Source organism: Streptomyces sp. NPDC026659, from assembly GCF_040638245.1.
Lineage (GTDB): Bacteria > Actinomycetota > Actinomycetes > Streptomycetales > Streptomycetaceae > Streptomyces.
In genome coordinates, this window is the sequence record NZ_JBEZXY010000011.1 from 144,670 (window position 1) to 164,446 (window position 19,777).

At 71.0% G+C, this 19,777-nt stretch carries 17 protein-coding genes; 13 read left to right on the forward strand and 4 right to left on the reverse strand.

Going from position 1 to position 19,777, the window contains the following annotated elements:
• The first annotated feature begins 150 nt into the window (after positions 1-150).
• From recG to mutM, 8 genes are all read left to right on the forward strand, one after another.
• Positions 151-2,349: an ATP-dependent DNA helicase RecG gene (gene recG, locus AB0E91_RS25995; protein WP_361786527.1), complete on the forward strand. Its 2,199-nt coding sequence runs from the start codon at positions 151-153 to the stop codon at positions 2,347-2,349.
• Between the two features lie 132 nt (positions 2,350-2,481).
• Positions 2,482-3,069 (forward strand): 16S rRNA (guanine(966)-N(2))-methyltransferase RsmD, encoded by a 588-nt coding sequence (gene rsmD, locus AB0E91_RS26000; protein ID WP_361786530.1) that lies wholly within the window; start codon positions 2,482-2,484, stop codon positions 3,067-3,069.
• Between the two features lie 26 nt (positions 3,070-3,095).
• On the forward strand, positions 3,096-3,575 hold the full coding sequence (gene coaD, locus AB0E91_RS26005) for a pantetheine-phosphate adenylyltransferase (RefSeq protein ID WP_361786911.1): 480 nt from the start codon (positions 3,096-3,098) through the stop codon (positions 3,573-3,575).
• A 152-nt stretch (positions 3,576-3,727) separates the two neighbouring features.
• Positions 3,728-4,876, forward strand: a complete 1,149-nt coding sequence (locus AB0E91_RS26010) for a cell division initiation protein (RefSeq protein WP_361786533.1) — start codon at positions 3,728-3,730, stop codon at positions 4,874-4,876.
• A 142-nt stretch (positions 4,877-5,018) separates the two neighbouring features.
• A complete protein-coding gene (locus AB0E91_RS26015; protein WP_199585339.1) occupies positions 5,019-5,663 on the forward strand; it encodes a DUF177 domain-containing protein in 645 nt (214 codons plus the stop codon).
• A gap of 2 nt (positions 5,664-5,665) precedes the next feature.
• Entirely contained in the window at positions 5,666-5,839 is a 174-nt protein-coding gene (gene rpmF, locus AB0E91_RS26020; RefSeq protein ID WP_003951102.1) for a 50S ribosomal protein L32, read from the forward strand.
• Positions 5,840-5,846: 7 nt separating this feature from the next.
• Positions 5,847-6,734 carry a ribonuclease III gene (gene rnc / locus AB0E91_RS26025; protein WP_361786536.1) on the forward strand — a complete coding sequence of 296 codons (888 nt, stop codon included), beginning with the start codon at positions 5,847-5,849 and terminating at the stop codon, positions 6,732-6,734.
• Between the two features lie 116 nt (positions 6,735-6,850).
• The gene (gene mutM / locus AB0E91_RS26030) at positions 6,851-7,711 is read left to right on the forward strand and encodes a bifunctional DNA-formamidopyrimidine glycosylase/DNA-(apurinic or apyrimidinic site) lyase (protein ID WP_361786539.1); all 861 of its coding nucleotides are present in this window, start codon (positions 6,851-6,853) and stop codon (positions 7,709-7,711) included.
• On the opposite strand, the gene AB0E91_RS26035 is transcribed toward mutM, so the two are convergent.
• Positions 7,684-8,091 carry a helix-turn-helix domain-containing protein gene (locus AB0E91_RS26035; protein ID WP_361105964.1) on the reverse strand — a complete coding sequence of 136 codons (408 nt, stop codon included), beginning with the start codon at positions 8,089-8,091 and terminating at the stop codon, positions 7,684-7,686. The genes mutM and AB0E91_RS26035 overlap by 28 nt on opposite strands.
• Before the next feature lie 106 nt (positions 8,092-8,197).
• The gene (locus AB0E91_RS26040; RefSeq protein WP_361786542.1) at positions 8,198-9,226 is read right to left on the reverse strand and encodes a CAP domain-containing protein; all 1,029 of its coding nucleotides are present in this window, start codon (positions 9,224-9,226) and stop codon (positions 8,198-8,200) included.
• A gap of 205 nt (positions 9,227-9,431) precedes the next feature.
• On the opposite strand from AB0E91_RS26040, the gene AB0E91_RS26045 reads away from it, so the two are divergent.
• From AB0E91_RS26045 to AB0E91_RS26060, 4 genes are all read left to right on the forward strand, one after another.
• Entirely contained in the window at positions 9,432-9,713 is a 282-nt protein-coding gene (locus tag AB0E91_RS26045; protein WP_161180725.1) for an acylphosphatase, read from the forward strand.
• 377 nt (positions 9,714-10,090) lie between these two features.
• Positions 10,091-10,294, forward strand: coding sequence for a hypothetical protein (locus tag AB0E91_RS26050; RefSeq protein ID WP_018544743.1), 204 nt, complete (start codon positions 10,091-10,093; stop codon positions 10,292-10,294).
• 249 nt (positions 10,295-10,543) lie between these two features.
• Positions 10,544-14,101 carry a chromosome segregation protein SMC gene (smc, locus tag AB0E91_RS26055; protein ID WP_361786546.1) on the forward strand — a complete coding sequence of 1,186 codons (3,558 nt, stop codon included), beginning with the start codon at positions 10,544-10,546 and terminating at the stop codon, positions 14,099-14,101.
• A gap of 227 nt (positions 14,102-14,328) precedes the next feature.
• Complete coding sequence (locus AB0E91_RS26060; RefSeq protein ID WP_361786549.1) at positions 14,329-15,747, forward strand: sugar porter family MFS transporter; 1,419 nt, start codon at positions 14,329-14,331, stop codon at positions 15,745-15,747.
• A 598-nt stretch (positions 15,748-16,345) separates the two neighbouring features.
• Here the strand turns inward: AB0E91_RS26060 and AB0E91_RS26065 are convergent.
• Positions 16,346-16,858: a hypothetical protein gene (locus AB0E91_RS26065; RefSeq protein WP_361786552.1), complete on the reverse strand. Its 513-nt coding sequence runs from the start codon at positions 16,856-16,858 to the stop codon at positions 16,346-16,348.
• 40 nt (positions 16,859-16,898) lie between these two features.
• Positions 16,899-18,353, reverse strand: a complete 1,455-nt coding sequence (locus AB0E91_RS26070; protein ID WP_361786555.1) for a cytosine permease — start codon at positions 18,351-18,353, stop codon at positions 16,899-16,901.
• A 180-nt stretch (positions 18,354-18,533) separates the two neighbouring features.
• Between AB0E91_RS26070 and ftsY the strand changes: the two genes are divergently transcribed.
• Positions 18,534-19,742 carry a signal recognition particle-docking protein FtsY gene (ftsY, locus tag AB0E91_RS26075; RefSeq protein ID WP_361105983.1) on the forward strand — a complete coding sequence of 403 codons (1,209 nt, stop codon included), beginning with the start codon at positions 18,534-18,536 and terminating at the stop codon, positions 19,740-19,742.
• Positions 19,743-19,777 lie beyond the last annotated feature (35 nt).

The following is a 19,777-nucleotide window of genomic DNA, read 5'->3' on the forward strand; positions in this document are numbered from 1 at the left end:
GGCCCGAGCCGATGACCTGACCAGGGGCTTCGCCGATGTCCCTGACCAGCGGGCCGGCCCCCGTATACGGCGGCGGGCGGCAGGGGGCCGTTCGCGGTCCGGTACGAGGGCGGGGCGGCGGGTGGGGCATTGTCACTGGCGTGGTGTGCAATGGAGCACGTGCCCGCACTGCGAGAACCACTGAAGAAAGTGCTCGGCCCCGCCACCGCGAAGGTGATGGCCGAGCACCTCGGCCTGCACTCCGTCGGCGATCTGCTGCACCACTACCCGCGCAGATACGAGGAGCGCGGCCAGCTCACCCACCTGGCCGACCTCCCCATGGACGAGCACGTCACGGTGGTCGCCCAGGTCGCCGACGCCCGGCTGCACACCTTCGCCTCCGCCCGCGCCCCGCGCGGCAAGGGCCAGCGCCTCGAAGTCACCATCACGGACGGCATGGGGCGCCTCCAGCTGGTCTTCTTCGGCAACGGCGTGCACAAGCCGCACAAGGAACTGCTCCCCGGCACCCACGCGATGTTCTCCGGCAAGGTCTCCGTCTTCAACCGCCGCCTCCAACTCGCCCACCCCGCCTACGAACTGCTGGACAAGGACGACGACAGCGAGGACGCGGCGGAGAACTGGGCCGGCTCCCTGATCCCCCTCTACCCGGCCACCGCCAAACTGGAGTCCTGGAAGATCGGCAAGGCCGTCCAGACGGTCCTCCCCAGCGCGGCCGAAGCCCTCGACCCCCTCCCCCCGGCCCTGCGCGAGGGGCGCGGCCTCGTCACCCTCCCCGAGGCCCTCCTCAAGATCCACCGCCCCGCCACCAAGGCCGACGTCGCCGACGCCCGCGCCCGCCTGAAGTGGGACGAGGCATTCGTCCTCCAAGTCGCCCTGGCCCGCCGCCGCCACGCCGACACCCAACTCCCCGCCGTCCCCCGCGAACCCAAGCCCGACGGCCTCCTCACCGCCTTCGACGACCGCCTCCCCTTCACCCTCACCGAAGGCCAGCAACGCGTCTCCGCCGAGATCTTCACGGACCTGGCGACGGCCCACCCGATGCACCGGCTGCTCCAGGGAGAGGTCGGATCGGGCAAGACCATGGTGGCCCTGCGCGCCATGCTCGCCACCGTCGACGCGGGCGGCCAGGCCGCCATGCTCGCGCCCACCGAGGTGCTCGCGCAGCAGCACCACCGGTCGATCACCGAGATGATGGGGGAGCTGGCCGAGGGAGGAATGCTGGGCGGGACCGAGCACGCCACCAAGGTCGTACTGCTCACCGGGTCGATGGGGGCCGCCGCCCGCCGCAAGGCGCTGCTCGACATCGTCACCGGGGAGGCGGGCGTCGTCATCGGCACGCACGCGCTGATCGAGGACGTGGTGCAGTTCCACGACCTCGGCCTGGTGGTCGTGGACGAGCAGCACCGGTTCGGCGTCGAACAGCGCGACGCCCTGCGCGGCAAGGGCAAGCAGCCCCCGCATCTGCTCGTCATGACGGCCACGCCGATCCCGCGCACCGTCGCGATGACCGTCTTCGGCGACCTGGAGACCTCCGTCCTGGACCAGCTCCCGGCCGGCCGCTCCCCGATCGCCACCCATGTCGTCCCGGCCGCCGACAAGCCCCACTTCCTCGCCCGCGCCTGGGAACGCGTCCGCGAGGAGGTCGAGGGCGGCCACCAGGCGTACGTCGTCTGCCCCCGCATCGGCGACGAACAGGACACCGCCGCCGAGAAGAAGGCCACCGAGGGCGACAAGCGCCCCCCGCTCGCCGTCCTCGACGTCGCCGAGCAGCTCGCCAAGGGCCCCCTCCAGGGCCTTCGCGTCGAGGTCCTGCACGGCAGGATGCACCCCGACGACAAGGACGCGGTGATGCGCCGCTTCGCGGCAGGGGACACGGACGTCCTCGTCGCCACCACGGTCATCGAGGTCGGCGTCAACGTCCCCAACGCCACCGCCATGGTCATCATGGACGCCGACCGCTTCGGCGTCTCCCAGCTCCACCAGCTCCGCGGCCGCGTGGGCCGAGGCTCCGCCCCCGGCCTCTGCCTCCTGGTCTCCGAGATGCCCGAGGCCAGCCCCGCCCGCCGCCGCCTCGCCGCCGTGGCCTCCACCCTCGACGGCTTCGAACTCTCCCGCCTCGACCTGGAGGAACGCCGCGAGGGCGACGTCCTCGGCCAGGCCCAGTCCGGCGCCCGCACCAGCCTGCGCGTCCTGGAGGTCATCGAGGACGAGGAGATCATCGCGGAGGCGAGACGAGAGGCAACGGCCATCGTCGAGTCCGACCCCGACCTGGAGAACTATCCAGCTCTCCGCACAACCCTGGACGCCCTCCTGGACGAGGAGAGAGAGCAGTACCTGGAAAAGGGCTGAACTGTCCCAACCTCCAAGGGGCGCGGGGAACTGCGCGAGCAACCACAACCGACCCGCACCCGCCAACGAACCACATCCACCCCCCACCACCTGCGAAAATAAAACGAACCCGCAAAAAGAAGGACCGCTCACATGACCCGCGTGATCGCCGGCACAGCCGGCGGACGCCGCCTGGCCGTCCCGCCAGGGACCGGCACCCGCCCCACCTCGGACCGCGCACGCGAAGCCCTCTTCTCCACCTGGCAGTCCCTCCTCGCCACCCCCCTGGACGGCACCCGGGTCCTGGACCTCTACGCCGGCTCGGGAGCCGTGGGCCTGGAGGCCCTCTCCCGGGGCGCCAGCCACACCCTCCTCGTGGAAGCCGACGCCCGCGCGGCGAAAACCGTCCGGGAGAACGTCAAGAACATCGGCCTCCCCGGCGCCGAGGTCAGAACGGGCAAAGCGGAGCAAGTCATCCGCACCGCGCCCCCCGCCGAGCCGTACGACCTGGTCTTCCTGGACCCCCCGTACGCCGTCTCCGACGACGATCTCCGAGAGATCCTCCTCACACTCCGCGCAGGGGGCTGGCTGACCGAAGACGCCCTGGTCACCGTGGAGCGCAGCACCAGAGGCGGCGAATTCGGGTGGCCGGACGGCTTCGAGGCGATCCGGTCCCGTCGCTACGGCGAGGGAACGTTTTGGTACGGTCGCGCCGCCTCTACGTGCGAAGACGCACGATGACCGGACCGGAGAGCGAGGGATCTCAAGTGCGCCGCGCCGTCTGTCCCGGGTCGTTCGACCCGATCACCAACGGACATCTCGACATCATCGCCCGCGCGTCCCGCCTCTACGACGAGGTCTACGTCGCGGTGATGGTCAACAAGTCCAAGCAGGGCCTGTTCGACATCGACGAGCGGATGGCCCTGATCCGCGAAGTCACCGCCGAATACGCCAACGTACGGGTCGAGGCCCACCACGGCCTCCTCGTGGACTTCTGCAAAGAGCGCGACATCCCCGCCATCGTCAAGGGACTTCGCGCCGTCAGCGACTTCGACTACGAACTCCAGATGGCCCAGATGAACAACGGCCTCACCGGCGTCGAAACGCTGTTCGTGCCCACCAACCCCACCTACAGCTTCCTCTCCTCCTCCCTGGTGAAGGAGGTCGCGGCGTGGGGCGGCGACATCTCCCACCTGGTGCCCCCGGCCGTGCTCGGCGCGCTCCGCGACCGCCTGAAGCGGGACTGACCGTCCCGGCGCGCCCGCGTCCGCGCCCCGTCGGCACGCGCCCGCGCCCCACTGGAAGGTGACAAGACGTCACCCCGTGTCGGACGGCCGCCCCAGGGCCGTACAGTCGTGCCGTCCGTCTCCAACACAGCTGTAGAGAGTGGCGAGCACAGGTGGACATCCAGAACAAGCTCGACGAGATCGTCTCCTCGGTCTCCAACGCCCGGTCCATGCCGATGTCGGCCTCCTGCGTGGTCAACCGCGCCGAGCTGCTCGCGCTGCTCGAAGAGGTTCGCCAGGCGCTGCCCGGCTCCCTCGCGCAGGCGCAGGAGCTGATCGGGGACCGTGAGCAGATGGTCGAGCAGGCCCGCCTGGAGGCCGACCGGATCATCGAGAGCGCGCACGCCGAGCGCGGTTCGCTGATCGCGGGCACCGAGGTCGCCCGCCAGTCGCAGGCCGAGGCCGACCGCATCCTGAACGAGGCCCGCACCGAGGCCGAACAGGTCCGCGCCGACGCCGACGACTACGTGGACTCCAAGCTCGCGAACTTCGAGGTCGTCCTCACCAAGACCCTCGGCTCGGTCGGCCGCGGCCGCGAGAAGCTGCTCGGCACCGGCCCCGGCCTGGACGAGAACGGCTACGAGGACGAGGACGCCCCCGAGCGCAGCCAGGACCCCGAGACCCTGCGCCACACCGCCGACTCCTACGTCGACGCCAAGCTCGGCGCCTTCGAGGCCGTCCTCGCCAAGACCCTGGACGCCGTCCACCGGGGCCGCCAGAAGCTGCACGGCCGGATCGCCACGGACGACCTCAGCGCCCTCGCCGACGACACCACGACCTTCCAGCACTCCAGCGACGCCGACTACCTCGCCGACCTCGCGGCCCTCGCCGACACCCCCGCCACCCCGGTGCAGCGCGCGCAGACGGCCCCGCTCACCCCGGAACCGGCATACGACCGGCCCGCCGCGGACCCGGCGTACGACCCGGCCGCCCGGGAACCGGCGTACGAGCCGCAGGAGGCGTACGGCTACCAGCAGCAGCCCGACGCCTACCCCGGCTACCCCCAGCAGCCCGGCTACGCCCCGCAGGAGGCGTACGGCTACCAGCAGGACCCGTACGCGCCGAACGGCTACGCCCCGCAGGCCGAGGGCGCCTTCCACGGCTACGACGCGCAGCAGGCGGCGTACGACCCGAACCAGGGACAGGCCCAGCAGCACCAGGGGCAGCCGCAGGACTACGCGCTCGACGAGGCCAGCCTCTTCGACACCAGCATGATCAGCGCCGAGCAGCTGCGGGCGTACGAGCAGGGCCGGGGGATGTAGGCGGAGCCGGGGCGCAGGGACCGGATTGGGCCCTGAGCGAAAGGTCCAGTATCCTGGCTCTTCGGTCGCGTGTATTCCGCGATCACCGCTGCCCGGAACACCTGCGGGCGGCGTCCCCCGAGCTCGAAGACCGAAAGCGGCCATGGCCTCCAACGCACGCCTCGACCACCGCAACCCCCTCGTGATCGACACGCACGAGCTGGGCCGGCGTCCTGGTGCGATGCAGCGCCTGACCCGTGAGGTCGACGCCCCCCGGGACCTCGGTATCGAGGGTGTCATCGGAGTGCCGGAAGGCGCCCCGCTGGAGCTCGACCTCCGCCTGGAGTCGGTCATGGAAGGGGTGCTTGTCACAGGCACCGCCCGTGCATCGGCCAAGGGGGAGTGCGTAAGGTGTCTGGAGCCGGTCGGGCTGGAGCTCGAAGCGGACTTCCAGGAGATGTTCTCGTACCCTGACGCCGACGACCGTGGCCGCGTGATCGCGGAACCGGGCGACGACGCCGAGGACGACGAGGACAGGCTCTACATCGAGGACGGTCTGATCGACCTCGAACCCGTGCTGCGGGATGCGGTGGTGCTCGCACTGCCGATGCAGCCGGTGTGCCAGGACGACTGTGCGGGCCTGTGCTCCGAGTGCGGAGCACGGCTCACGGACGACCCGGACCACCACCATGACGCCGTCGACATCCGTTGGGCGGCTTTGCAGGGACTCGCCGGTTCACTCGAAGACGGCGAGAAGGACGAGATGAGCGGCGCCGAAGCGGGCGTCGACGAGAAGCAGGAGAAGTAGCCGTGGCTGTTCCGAAGCGGAAGATGTCGCGCAGCAACACGCGCCACCGCCGGTCGCAGTGGAAGGCTGCGGTCCCCACCCTGGTTGCGTGCGAGCGCTGCCACGAGCCCAAGCAGCAGCACATCGCGTGCCCGTCTTGCGGCACCTACAACAAGCGCCAGGTCCTCGAGGTCTGAGCGGCTGGTGAGAGGCACTGTGTCCACTGCCAAGAAGGTGGAAGACGCCGAAGCAGGTTCTTCCCGCCGACGCGGGAACGGCTCGGCGGACAACAAGGCCTCGTCCCACACGCTTCTGGAAGGGCGGCTCGGCTACCACGTCGAGTCCGCCCTTCTGGTGCGTGCGCTGACCCACCGCTCCTACGCCTACGAGAACGGCGGTCTGCCGACGAACGAGCGGCTGGAGTTCCTCGGGGACTCCGTGCTCGGCCTCGTCGTCACCGACACGCTGTACCGCATCCACCCCGACCTGCCCGAAGGCCAGCTGGCCAAGCTGCGGGCCGCGGTGGTCAACTCGCGTGCGCTTGCGGAGGTGGGCCGCGGTCTCGACCTGGGCTCCTTCATCCGGCTCGGCCGTGGTGAAGAGGGAACGGGCGGCCGGGACAAGGCATCCATTCTCGCCGACACCCTTGAAGCGGTGATCGGCGCGGTCTATCTCGATCAGGGCCTCGACGCGGCCTCCGAACTGGTGCATCGCCTGTTCGACCCGCTCATCGAGAAGTCCTCGAACCTCGGCGCCGGCCTGGACTGGAAGACCAGCCTCCAGGAGCTGACCGCGACCGAAGGGCTCGGCGTGCCCGAGTACCTGGTCACGGAGACCGGCCCCGACCACGAGAAGACCTTCACTGCTGCTGCCCGCGTCGGGGGCGTCTCGTACGGCACCGGCACCGGCCGCAGCAAGAAGGAGGCGGAGCAGCAGGCCGCCGAGTCCGCCTGGCGTGCCATCAAGGCCGCCGCGGACGAGCGTGCCGCTGCAGCCGCGGCGGAGAAGACGGCGGCCCCGGCCGCCGTCGACGGCACCCCGCCGTCCGCCCCGGTCACGGAGGACGACACCGCGTCGTCCGCCACCGCCTGACCGAGCGTTTCCCGAGCGCCCGCACCCGTACGACGGGGCGGGCGCTCGGTCCTTTCACCAGGTCACCAGGTCACCAGGTTTCCCGGATTTCCCAGGTTTCCCACAGGGGGTTGTCGATGCCCGAGTTGCCCGAGGTCGAGGTCGTCCGGCGTGGACTGGAGCGGTGGGTGGCCGCGCGGACCGTCGCCGAGGCGGAGGTGCTGCATCCGCGTGCGGTGCGCCGGCATCTCGCGGGTGCCGACGACTTCGCGCACCGGCTGAAGGGGCACACCTTCGGGGTGCCGAGCAGGCGGGGCAAGTATCTGTGGCTGCCGCTCGCGGACACCGGGCAGTCGGTCCTGGCGCACCTCGGCATGAGCGGCCAGCTGCTGGTCCAGCCGCACACCACGCCCGACGAGAAGCACCTGCGCGTCCGGGTCCGCTTCGCCGACGACCTGGGCACCGAACTCCGCTTCGTCGACCAGCGCACCTTCGGCGGGCTGTCCCTCCACGACAACACCCCGGACGGCGTGCCCGACGTCATCGGGCACATCGCCCGCGACCCGCTCGACCCGCTCTTCGACGACGAGGCCTTCCACCAGGCACTGCGCCGCAAGCGCAGCACCATCAAGCGGGCCCTGCTCGACCAGTCGCTGATCAGCGGCGTCGGCAACATCTACGCCGACGAGGCGCTCTGGCGCTCCCGCCTCCACTACGAGCGCCCCACGTCCGGCTTCACCCGCCCGGTGACGACGGAGCTCCTCGGCCACATCCGGGACGTGATGAACGCGGCCCTCGAAGTCGGCGGCACCAGCTTCGACAGCCTGTACGTCAACGTCAACGGCGAGTCCGGCTACTTCGACCGCTCCCTGGACGCCTACGGCCGCGAGGGCCTGCCGTGCCGCCGCTGCGGTACGCCGATGCTGCGCCGCCCCTGGATGAACCGCTCCAGCTACTTCTGCCCGAAGTGTCAGCGGGCGCCGCGCGCCGCGTCGTAACGCTCGCGCGCGGCGAGTACGTCACCCATGGCGCCCTCCACACAGTGGATGAGCGCGAGCAGCCGCTCGGCCACCTGACGGCCGAGCGGAGTGAGTTCGTAGTCGACGCGAGGCGGATTCACCGGCTGCGCCTCCCTGAGCACCAGCCCGTCCCGCTCCAGCGCGTGCAGCGTCTGGGACAGCATCTTCTCGCTCACCCCGTCGACCCGCCGCCGCAGCTCGTTGAACCGCAGCGACCCCTCGTACAACGCCCCGAGCACCAGCGACCCCCACCGCCCGGTCACATGCTCCAGCGTCCCCCGCGACGGACACGCCTTGGCGAACACGTCGAACGCGTCCCGCGCCTCCAGCTCCCCCGACTCCCGGGTGATCCCACTCATACGCCCAGCGTAGGCGAGCGGAGCACTGGCCACCAGGTAGCGCTGTGTTCCGGTTAGCGCTGCCCTAGGTGGCCGATCGGGGGGCAGGTGGTGGTCGGTCAGGGGGTCAGTACCCGAAGTCCTGCGTCCACCAAGGCCCGCCCTCGCCGAAGTGGACGCCCACGCCGAGGGTCTTGAAGTCGCAGTTGAGGATGTTGGCGCGGTGGCCGGGGCTGTTCATCCAGGCTTCCATGACGGCGGCGGGGTCGACCTGGCCGCGGGCTATGTTCTCGCCGCCGAGGCCGGTGATGCCCGCCTTGGAGGCGCGGTCCCACGGGGTGGCGCCGTCGGGGTCGGTGTGGTCGAAGAAGTCGCGTGAGGCCATGTCGTCGCTGAAGGCCTCGGCGAGCTTGGCGAGGGAGGAGTCCGCCGTCACCGGGGTGCAGCCGACCTTCGCGCGCTCCTCGTTGACGAGCGCGAGCACCTGGGCCTCGGCCTCGGCCTGGGGCGAGACGGCCGCGGGGGCGGAGGCGGAGGGGTCCTTCTCGGCGGGCTTGGAGGAACTGTCCGACGGAGCCGAGGGCTTGGGCTTGGCCGGGACCGGCTGGTCCGCGGTCTGCGACGGCTCGGGCTTCGGCTTGGCCGGGGCGGGCGCCGGGGACGTCTCCGAGTCGGACGGGGTCGGCGCCGGCGTGGCGGGCTGGGTGGACTGGCCGCCCGTGGAGGCGCCGCCGCCACCGGCCTGGACGTCCGCGTCGCCCGCCGCGCCGCCCTGCTCGCTGGCCGCGTTGCCGTCGCCGGGCAGGCCGGCCGCCTGCACCTGCTCGCCCTCGCTGGCGGTCGTACCGCCGCCGAGACGGTAGCTCTGGAGTCCGGGCACCACGCCCGCGCCCACCGCGGCGGTACCGAAGGCCACGGCGGCGGAGACGCCGAGCAGACCCGTACGGACCGGCGTCGCGGCCTTCTTGGCGCGCCTGCGGCCCCGCTGGGAGCCCCGGCCGTCCATCGGCTCGTCACCGGTCAGATAGACGGGCCCGCGCGGACCGACGGTGTAGGCCTCGGGGTTCAGATACGGCGCGGTCCCCCGGGGCTCGTGCCCACCCGCATACGAGTGCGGCGCGTCGCTCCCCGCACCGGCGCGTCGGTGGCGTCCCATCCCCTGCCCTCTTCCTCGTGCTCGCGGTCGGCCGGGCGCCGGAACGGGCCCGATGCCTCCCCCTGGCCAACCCGGCTCACTCGATCGAGTGAGTTTCATATGAGATTCATTGGGTCGGGACGGTACCGCATGGCGCGGGGGGCGGGTGTGCCCCGAGAGACATTGGCGGTTGGGTTGCCCCCATGCGTCCGGTTAGGTTGCACCCATGAGCGAGGATGCAAGGCTGGTCGCCTGGGTACGCGGACGCGTCCAGGGTGTGGGTTTCCGCTGGTTCACCCGGGCGCGGGCGCTGGAGATCGGCGGACTGAGTGGCTTTGCTCTCAATCTGGCCGACGGCCGGGTCCAGGTCGTCGCCGAGGGCCCCCGCACCGGCTGCGAGGGACTGCTCGACTGGCTCCAGGGCGAAGACACGCCCGGGCGGGTGGACGGAGTCACCGAGATCTGGGACACACCGCGCGGCGGCTACGACGGCTTCGCCATCCGCTGAGCGGGTCGCGCCTGCCCCCTCCACCGGGGCCGTCGGGACGTGCCTGCGGCACCTGCCCGGGTGGAAACGGCCTGGTGGTTGCCAAGAAGGGCGCACCGTGAAAGGCTCCCGGTGTACAGCTGATCGACACACCTCCAGGGCCCCGCAGAGACGCAGCGCCGCCGGCCACCGGCCGCGCGCCCCGGGTTCGCCCGCCGATACGGGGTGTGATCGTGTTGACCGTCAAACTTTTTGGTGAGACGCTGAAAGCCCCGCGCACCTTAGCTGTTTGGCATGGCGACGCAGAGCAACACTCGAGTGTGCCAAGCACCGCGGGTGCGAATCCCTCACGACCCACACCGCATCGGTCGGTCACTCAGTGTGGAGGACCATCCATCATGGCAAAGGCGCTTCTCGGTTACGTCGGCGGCTCCGACCCTCGACTCCTCGCCGAGATGCGACGGCTTCAGCAGCGCGTCCAGGACCTGGAATCCGAGCTCGTACGGATCCAGGCGGAGAACGACGCGCTGGCGGCTGCCGCCTCTCAGGACAGGATCATGGAGAGCATCGACGCACACCAGGCGGAGCCTGCGCTCACCTGATCGCTGCATCAGCTCCACGAAAGCACGCGCAGCGGTCGGGCCGCCCGTGACAACCGCTCAGGAAGGTTCGGGCACAGGCCGGGATCCGGCTGTCCGAGCCGCAAGGGACGCTTCGGCGTCCCTTCGTACTTTCCCCCGCATCCTTTCAACCGTTTCACCATCTGGTGTGCCCTTCTCGTTCATGTACGAAACCGTGGGGTTGCGAGTGTCCGTGGAGTGAGATAGCCGCTGCCGGTAAAGTCCGATTGCGTGCATCTCAAGGCATTGACCCTGCGCGGCTTCAAGTCGTTCGCCTCGGCGACCACGCTCCGGTTCGAGCCGGGGATCACCTGTGTCGTCGGCCCGAACGGCTCGGGCAAGTCCAATGTCGTGGACGCGCTCAGCTGGGTCATGGGCGAGCAGGGCGCCAAGTCGCTGCGCGGCGGCAAGATGGAGGACGTCATCTTCGCCGGCACCACGGGCCGCCCGCCGCTGGGCCGCGCCGAGGTGTCCCTGACCATCGACAACGCCGACGGCGCCCTGCCCATCGAGTACGCCGAGGTCACCCTCACCCGCATCATGTTCCGCAACGGCGGCAGCGAGTACCAGATCAACGGCGAGACCTGCCGTCTGCTCGACTTCCAGGAACTCCTCTCCGACTCCGGCATCGGCCGCGAGATGCACGTCATCGTCGGGCAGGGCCAGCTCGACTCCGTCCTGCACGCCGACCCCATGGGCCGCCGCGCCTTCATCGAGGAGGCGGCCGGAGTCCTCAAGCACCGCAAGCGCAAGGAGAAGGCGCTGCGCAAGCTGGAGTCGATGAAGGCCAACCTCGCCCGTGTGCAGGACCTCACCGACGAACTCCGCCGCCAGCTCAAGCCGCTCGGCCGTCAGGCCGCCGTCGCCCGCCGCGCCGCCGTCATCCAGGCCGACCTGCGCGACGCCCGTCTGCGCCTGCTCGCCGACGACCTCGTGACCCTGCGCGAAGCCCTCGGCGCCGAGATCGCCGACGAGGCGGCCCTCAAGGAACGCAAGGAGAGCGCGGCCCGCGAACTGCGCGACGCCCTCCAGCGGGAAGCCCGCCTGGAGGAAGAGGTACGACGCCTCGCCCCGCGCCTGACCCGTGCCCAGCAGACCTGGTACGAACTCTCCCAGCTCGCCGAGCGCGTACGCGGCACCGTCTCCCTCGCCGAGGCCCGCGTCACCAGCGCCACCTCCGCACCCCCCGAGGAACGGCGCGGCCGCGACCCCGAGGACCTGGAGCGCGAGGCCGCCCGGGTCCGCGAACAGGAGGCCGAGCTGGCGGCCGCCCTCGACGCCGCCCGGCACGCCCTGGACGACACGGTCGCCCACCGCGCCGAACTGGAACGCGCGCTCACCGCCGAGGAACGCCGCCTCAAGGATGTCGCCCGTGCCATCGCCGACCGCCGCGAGGGTCTGGCCCGGCTCTCTGGGCAGGTGAGCGCCGCCCGCTCCCGCGCCGCCTCCGCCCAGGCCGAGATCGACCGCCTGGCCGCCGCCCGCGACGAGGCGGCCGAGCGCGCCGCCCACGCCCAGGAGGAGTACGAGACCCTCAAGGCCGAGGTGGACGGCCTCGACGCGGACGACGCCGGCCTCGCCGTACGGCACGAGGAGGCCCGGCACCGGCTCGCGGCGGCGGAGGACGCGCTGAGCACGGCCCGCGAGGCCGCCGCCGACGCCGAACGCCGCCGCGCCGCGACCCGCGCCCGCCACGAGACCCTGGCCCTGGGTCTGCGCCGGAAAGACGGCACCGGCGCCCTCCTGTCGGCCCGCGACCGTCTCACCGGCGTACTCGGCCCCGCCGCCGGACTCCTCACCATCAGCCCCGGCCACGAGACCGCCCTCGCCACCGCCTTCGGTACGGCCGCCGACGCCATCGCCGTCACCGGCCCCACGGCGGCGGTCGAGGCGATCGAACTCCTCCGCAAGCAGGAGGGCGGACGTGCGGCACTGCTGCTGGCGGGGGCACCTGAGGAGCAGGGCGAGCCCGACAGCGTCCGTACCCGCCACCCCTACGCCGCCGACCTCGTACGCGGCCCCGACGAGCTGATGCCCGCCGTGCGGCGGCTGCTGCGCGGGATCGTCGTCGTCGGGACGCTGGAGGAGGCGGAGGAGGTGGTGCGGGCGCGGCCCGGGCTCACCGCTGTCACCGCCGAGGGGGATCTGCTCGGGGCCCACTTCGCGCAGGGCGGCTCGGCCGGGGCGCCCAGCCTCCTCGAGGTGCAGGCGTCCGTGGACGAGGCCGCCGCCGAGCTGGCGGAGCTGGCGGTGCGCTGCGAGGAACTGGAGCGGGCGCGGGCGGCGGCCGTGGAGGAGCGGACCGGGAGTGCCGCGCTCGTGGAGGAGCTGGGGGAGCGGCGGCGGGCCGCCGACCGGGAGAAGTCGGCCGTCGCCCAGCAGCTCGGCAGGCTCGCCGGGCAGGCGCGCGGGGCCGTGGGCGAGGCGGAACGCTCCGCCGCGGCGGCCGCCCGTGCGCAGGAGGCGCTGGAGCGGGCCGTGCGGGAGGCGGAGGAGCTGGCCGAGCGGCTCGTCGTGGCCGAGGAGATGCCGGTCGAGGAGGAGCCCGACACCTCCGTACGGGACCGGCTCTCGGCGGACGGCGCCAACGCGCGGCAGACCGAGATGGAGGCGCGCCTCCAGGTCCGTACGCACGAGGAGCGGGTCAAGGCGCTCGCCGGGCGGGCCGACTCGCTGGACCGGGCCGCCCGCGCGGAGCGTGAGGCACGCGCGCGGGCCGAGCAGCGCAGGGCCCGGCTGCGGCACGAGGCATCCGTCGCCGGGGCGGTCGCCTCCGGCGCCCGGCAGCTGCTCGCGCACATCGAGGTCTCCCTCGCCTGCTCCGAGCGCGAGCGCTCCGCCGCCGAGACCGTGAAGGGGCTACGGGAGCGGGAGTTGGCGGAGGCGCGTACGGCGGGACGCGAACTCAAGGCCGAACTCGACAAGTTGACGGACTCCGTGCACCGGGGCGAGGTGCTCGGCGCCGAAAAGCGGCTGCGCATCGAGCAGTTGGAGGCCAGGGCGCTGGAGGAGCTGGGGGTGGAGCCGGAGGGGCTGGTCGCGGAGTACGGCCCGCGGCAGCCGGTGCCGCCGTCGCTCCCGGCCGAGGGGGAGACCCTGCCCGAGGACCCCGAGCATCCCCGCAACCGGCCGCGCCCCTTCGACCGCGCCGAACAGGAGAAGCGGCTGCGGGCGGCCGAGCGCGCCTATCAGCAGCTCGGCAAGGTGAACCCGCTCGCCCTGGAGGAGTTCGCCGCGCTGGAAGAGAGGCACCAGTTCCTCAGCGAGCAGCTGGAGGACCTGAAGAAGACCCGCGCGGACCTTCTGAAGGTGGTGAAGGAGGTGGACGAGCGGGTGGAACAGGTCTTCACGGAGGCGTTCCGGGACACCGCGCGCGAGTTCGAGGGCGTGTTCTCCCGGCTCTTCCCCGGCGGAGAGGGGCGCCTGATCCTGACCGACCCCGACGACATGCTGGCCACCGGCGTGGACGTGGAGGCGCGGCCGCCGGGCAAGAAGGTCAAGCGGCTCAGCCTGCTCTCCGGCGGGGAGCGGTCGCTGACGGCGGTCGCGCTGCTGGTGTCCATCTTCAAGGCCCGCCCGAGCCCCTTCTATGTGATGGACGAGGTCGAGGCGGCGCTCGACGACACCAACCTCCAGCGGCTCATCCGCATCATGCGGGAGCTGCAGGAGTCGTCCCAGCTGATCGTCATCACGCACCAGAAGCGCACGATGGAGATCGCGGACGCGCTCTACGGCGTCTCCATGCAGGGCGACGGCGTGTCCAAGGTCATCTCCCAGCGGCTGCGTTAGCTCCCGCTTTCAAGATCAACAAATCTCTCGTTCACTTCTTGAACATCTGCGGGCTCGTCGTATCTCTTAAGTCACACTCATCTGGCTATTGACTTCGAAACTTGAAGGCATAGTCTCTGCAACGTTGCATTTACCTTCAGGTGTGAGCGGTGCCAAGTTGTGCGCCACTGGAACCTGGAAGGGCTCGCCCCCACCCGGCAGCGTTGCCGTGGCCCGAGGAGTTACACGTGACCAGCACAGCGCAGGCACCCCAGCCAGGAGCCGGGACGGCTCACCCCGAACATCTCGGGCACGTCATCTTCATCGCGGCCGCGGCCGCCATGGGCGGCTTCCTCTTCGGCTACGACAGCTCCGTCATCAACGGCGCCGTCGAGGCCATCCGTGACCGTTACCACGTGGGCTCCGCCGGTCTCGCGCAGGTCATCGCCATCGCGCTCATCGGCTGCGCCATCGGTGCCGCCACGGCCGGCCGCATAGCCGACCGGATCGGCCGTATCCGCTGTATGCAGATCGCCGCCGTCCTCTTCACGGTCAGCGCCGTGGGCTCCGCCCTTCCGTTCGCCCTGTGGGACCTCGCGTTCTGGCGCATCATCGGCGGCTTCGCCATCGGCATGGCCTCGGTCATCGGCCCGGCCTACATCGCCGAGGTCGCCCCGCCCGCCTACCGCGGCCGTCTCGGCTCCTTCCAGCAGGCCGCGATCGTCATCGGCATCGCCATCTCCCAGCTCGTCAACTGGGGCCTGCTCAACGCCGCCGGCGGCGACCAGCGCGGCAAGCTCATGGGCCTCGAGGTCTGGCAGGTCATGCTGGGCGTCATGGTCATCCCGGCCGTCCTCTACGGTCTGCTCTCCTTCGCGATCCCCGAGTCCCCGCGCTTCCTGCTCTCCGTCGGCAAGCGTGAGCGCGCCCGCGAGATCCTGGCCGAGGTCGAGGGCAAGGACATCGACCTCGACGCGCGTGTCAACGAGATCGAGCACGCGATGAAGTCCGAGCACAAGTCGTCCTTCAAGGACCTGCTCGGCGGCGGCTTCTTCTTCAAGCCGATCGTCTGGATCGGTATCGGCCTCTCGGTCTTCCAGCAGTTCGTCGGCATCAACGTCGCGTTCTACTACTCCTCGACGCTGTGGCAGTCGGTCGGTGTCGACCCGTCGGACTCGTTCCTCTACTCCTTCACGACGTCGATCATCAACATCATCGGCACCGTGATCGCGATGATCTTCGTGGACCGCATCGGCCGCAAGCCGCTGGCCCTCATCGGCTCGGTCGGCATGGCCGCCGGTCTGGCCCTGGAGGCCTGGGCGTTCAGCTACCACCTGGTCGACGGCAAGCTGCCCGCCACCCAGGGCTGGATCGCGCTCGTCGCCGCCCACCTGTTCGTCCTCTTCTTCGCCCTCTCCTGGGGTGTCGTGGTCTGGGTCTTCCTCGGCGAGATGTTCCCGAACAAGATCCGCGCCGCCGCCCTCGGCGTGGCCGCCTCCGCGCAGTGGATCGCCAACTGGGCCATCACCGCGAGCTTCCCGTCGCTGGCCGACTGGAACCTCTCCGGCACCTACGTGATCTACGCGATCTTCGCCACCCTCTCCATCCCGTTCGTCCTGAAGTTCGTCAAGGAGACGAAGGGCAAGACGCTGGAGGAGATGGGCTAGCAGCCCCCTCGACCCGGGGAGAAGGGCCAAGTCCCCGCTGCCCCTCTCCTCGCACCCTCCACCGCCCCCGACCCGGCCACTGCCTGGGTCGGGGGCGGTGGCGTTTGCACTGGGCTTCGGCGGATGGGGCCGGGCTTGTCGCAGACGTCGAGTGCGGTTCGGGTGGCCTGTGTGTGTGATGGGGCCGCGTGACGGCGGTCGGCCTGGTTCGTGGCGGGGCCCGGTCGGTCACGGCCGGCGGGACGAGCTGTATGAGGTCACCGGGTACGGCCTGTATGAGATCACCGGGTACGGCGTCGGGAGGGCGCCCAAGCCCGAATGGAGGGGGACGGCCCCGCGTGCCGGGGGCGGGGGTGGTCGGCGAGGTGGGGCGCGGCGCGTGATCGATGGGCCCTCGGCGACGAACCGCCTGGCTGCCATCGGGCCCGTACGCCGACACACCCTGCCGGGACGGCTCGTAGACCTGGACCACCGAGTTACCAAGGCGCCCCGCCGGAGACACGCGCAAGCCTGACCAATCACGGACCCCGACCTCGTACGCGCCGGTGCCACCACCCCGGCCGACCGAACCCGACCGTCCCGCAGCGCGCCCCCGGCGTCAGCCCTGTTTCCAGCGTGGCGCCTCGTCGTCCGGGACGTCGGGGGACGCGAAGTGGAACGGGATGTCGAGGTGGGCGGCGAGGGCGTGGCCTGCCTCGGTGGCGCGGGTGGCGGGGGAGGGGGTGCCGCGGCGTTGGTGGATCGTGGCCAGGTGGGACTCGCCGGGTGGGGTGTCCAGGATGGCCAGGAGGATGACGAACCAGTCGTGGACCGTGTCGCCGTCCCACACGGCCTCGATCGCGATCACCCGGCCGGGGAGGGAGGCGGCACGGGCTGCGAGGGAGGGGGTGTCGAGGGGGTCGGGCGGGCGCACACGGGGGGCCAGGGAGCCGTAGCGGGTGCGGATCAGGGTCTCGGCCTCGTGGAGGCCCAGGCCCTGGGGGCGCAGGGCCTCCCACACCGTCTTGACCGCCATCAGGCAGTGGTCGTGCAGGACGTGGGTGTCCGCTTCCCGTCGGGTCTCGTCGTCCAGGCGGGACCACCAGTCGGGCACAGGCGCGGGGAGTTCCATGGGGGCACCGTAGTGCCGCCGCGGAACTCCCCGTACGACGTCAGACCGCGGCCGGGACCCGCTCCTCGGCGGCCGTCGCGGCGGGCTCGGCCGGGGCCGGGACCGCGGGCTTCGGCAGCAGCAGGTACAGCGCACCCGAGATCACGATCGCCGCGATCCAGCCGAGGCCGTACTCGCCGACGAGGTTGTTCTTGGCCAGCGGGCCGGTGAACCAGTCCGAGGTGGTGAACATCAGGCCGGAGACCAGGCCGATCGCCCAGGAGGCCACCGCGGTGGGGGAGAAGCCGGCCCGGTACCAGTAGGCGCTGGTGCGGCCGGTGTCGGCCATGGCGCGGGCGTCGTACTCCTTGCGGCGGAACATGTCCGCGCCGAAGACACCGGTCCACGCGGAGAAGGCGACCGCGAGCATGGAGAGGAAGGCGATGAAGGAGCCCATGAAGCTCGTCGCCACCAGCATCAGCACGCCACCCAGCGCCAGCGAGATCACGGCGTTCACCGAGACCGCCCAGTGGCGCGGGATCTTGAAGCCGAGGGTCTGCGCGGTGAAACCGGCCGAGTACATCGACATCGAGTTGATCAGCAGCATGCCGACCACCGCGATCAGCAGATACGGCACCGTGATCCACAGCGGCAGGATCGTGCCGAGGAAGGAGACCGGGTCGGTGGCCGAGGCCAGGTCGGGCGTGCCGACCGCCATGACCGCGCCCATCAGCACCAGCGGCAGGACGACGATGCCCGCACCGCCGACGGTGTTGCCGACGATCGCCTTGGAGGAGGCCGTACGCGGCAGATAGCGCGTGAAGTCCGGCGCGGACGGAATCCAGCTCACGCCACCCGCCGCGATCATGCCGACGGCGGTGATCAGCGAGGCCGTGGACCCCGCGCCCTGGTGCATCACCTTCGACCAGTGGGTGTGCACCGCGAGATACCCGAGCACCAGCACCGAGAAGACACCGAAGAGATACGTCGCGTACTTGCTGCACTTCTGCACGGCATTGATGCCGAGCCCGGAGATCGCGAAGGTCGCGATCACGAAGAGCAGCAGCGTGACGATGTCCAGCACGCCGTTCGCCTTGATCCCGAGACCCAGGTCCAGGATGGTGAGCAGCGCGTACGCGCCGGTCACCGCGTTGATCGTCTCCCAGCCCCAGCGTGCGACCCAGATCAGCGAACCGGGCAGCAGATTGCCGCGCTGGCCGAAGACCGCCCGCGACAGCGCCATGCCGGGCGCGGCACCCCGCTTGCCCGCGATGCCGAGCAGACCGACCAGGCCGTAGGAGACGAGGGGCGCGACGCCCGCGACGACGAGTGCCTGCCAGAAGTTCAGGTGGTACGACACCACCAGGCTCGCGCCCATCGTGAGCAGCAGGACGCTGATGTTGGCGCCCACCCAAGTGGGGAAGAGCCCGCGCGTACGCGCGGTGCGTTCGTGATCGGGGACCGGCTCGATGCCACGGGTTTCCAGCGCGCTCTCGCGCGCGGCCGTCTTGCTCATGAAAAAGGAGTGTCCTTGCGGTGGGGGACGAGGACGACGGGCTCGACGCGCGCGGCGGAGCCAAGAGTCATCGTAGTTTAATCCGACTCCACTGCCCCTGTGGCATTTGTCTCTTGGAGGAAACGACAGGCGTCCGCAAGCCTCTTCGGCGGATACCCCATGGCCGATACTGGACGCGTTATGGAAACCATCATCCTTGCTGTAGTCATCGCCGTGGTCGTGCTCGGCGCGCTCGGCGGGCTCCTCATCGGCAGCACACTCAAGAAGAAGAAGCGGCTGCCGCCGCCACCGCCCTCCGCGCCCGACCTCACCGCGCCCCCGGCCGAGCCACAGGTCGGCGAAGAGGCCGAGACTCCGCGCGACGAACCGCGCCGGACGATCGAGGAGGTGGACCTCCCGGGCGGCGGGACCACCACCGTCGAGGAGCCGCCCGCCGCCGAGAAGGCTCCCGAGATCGAGATCCCGGAGCCCACCGCGGGGCGGCTCATCCGCCTCCGCGCCCGTCTCTCCCGCTCCCAGAACGCCCTCGGCAAGGGCCTGCTCACGCTGCTCTCGCGCGAGCACCTGGACGAGGACACCTGGGAGGAGGTCGAGGACACCCTCCTGACCGCCGACGTCGGCGTGCGGCCCACCCAGGAACTGGTCGAGCGGCTGCGCGAGCGCGTCAAGGTGCTCGGCACCCGCACCCCCGAGGAACTGCGCGGGCTGCTCCGCGAGGAGCTGCTCAAGCTCGTCGGCACCGACATGGACCGCGCGGTCAAGACCGAGCCCGAGGGCCGCAAGCCCGGCATCGTCATGGTCGTCGGCGTCAACGGCACCGGCAAGACCACCACCACCGGCAAGCTCGCCCGGGTCCTGGTCGCCGACGGCCGCACCGTCGTCCTCGGCGCCGCCGACACCTTCCGTGCCGCCGCCGCCGACCAGCTCCAGACCTGGGGCGAGCGCGTCGGCGCCTACACCGTGCGCGGCCCGGAGGCCGGCGACCCCGCCTCCGTCGCCTTCGACGCGGTGAAGGAGGGCAAGGAGATGGGCGTCGACGTGGTGCTCATCGACACCGCGGGGCGTCTGCACACCAAGACCGGCCTCATGGACGAGCTGGGCAAGGTCAAGCGCGTCGTGGAGAAGCACGCCCCGCTCGACGAGGTGCTGCTCGTGCTCGACGCCACCACCGGCCAGAACGGCCTGGTGCAGGCCCGCGTCTTCTCCGAGGTTGTGGACATCACCGGCATCGTGCTCACCAAGCTCGACGGCACCGCCAAGGGCGGCATCGTCATCGCCGTCCAGAACGAGCTGGGCGTGCCGGTCAAGCTGATCGGCCTGGGCGAGGGCCCCGACGACCTGGCGCCCTTCGACCCGGAGGCGTTCGTGGACGCGCTTCTCGGTGACTGAGCCCCCGGACGCGATCACTCCACTACACGGCGAAG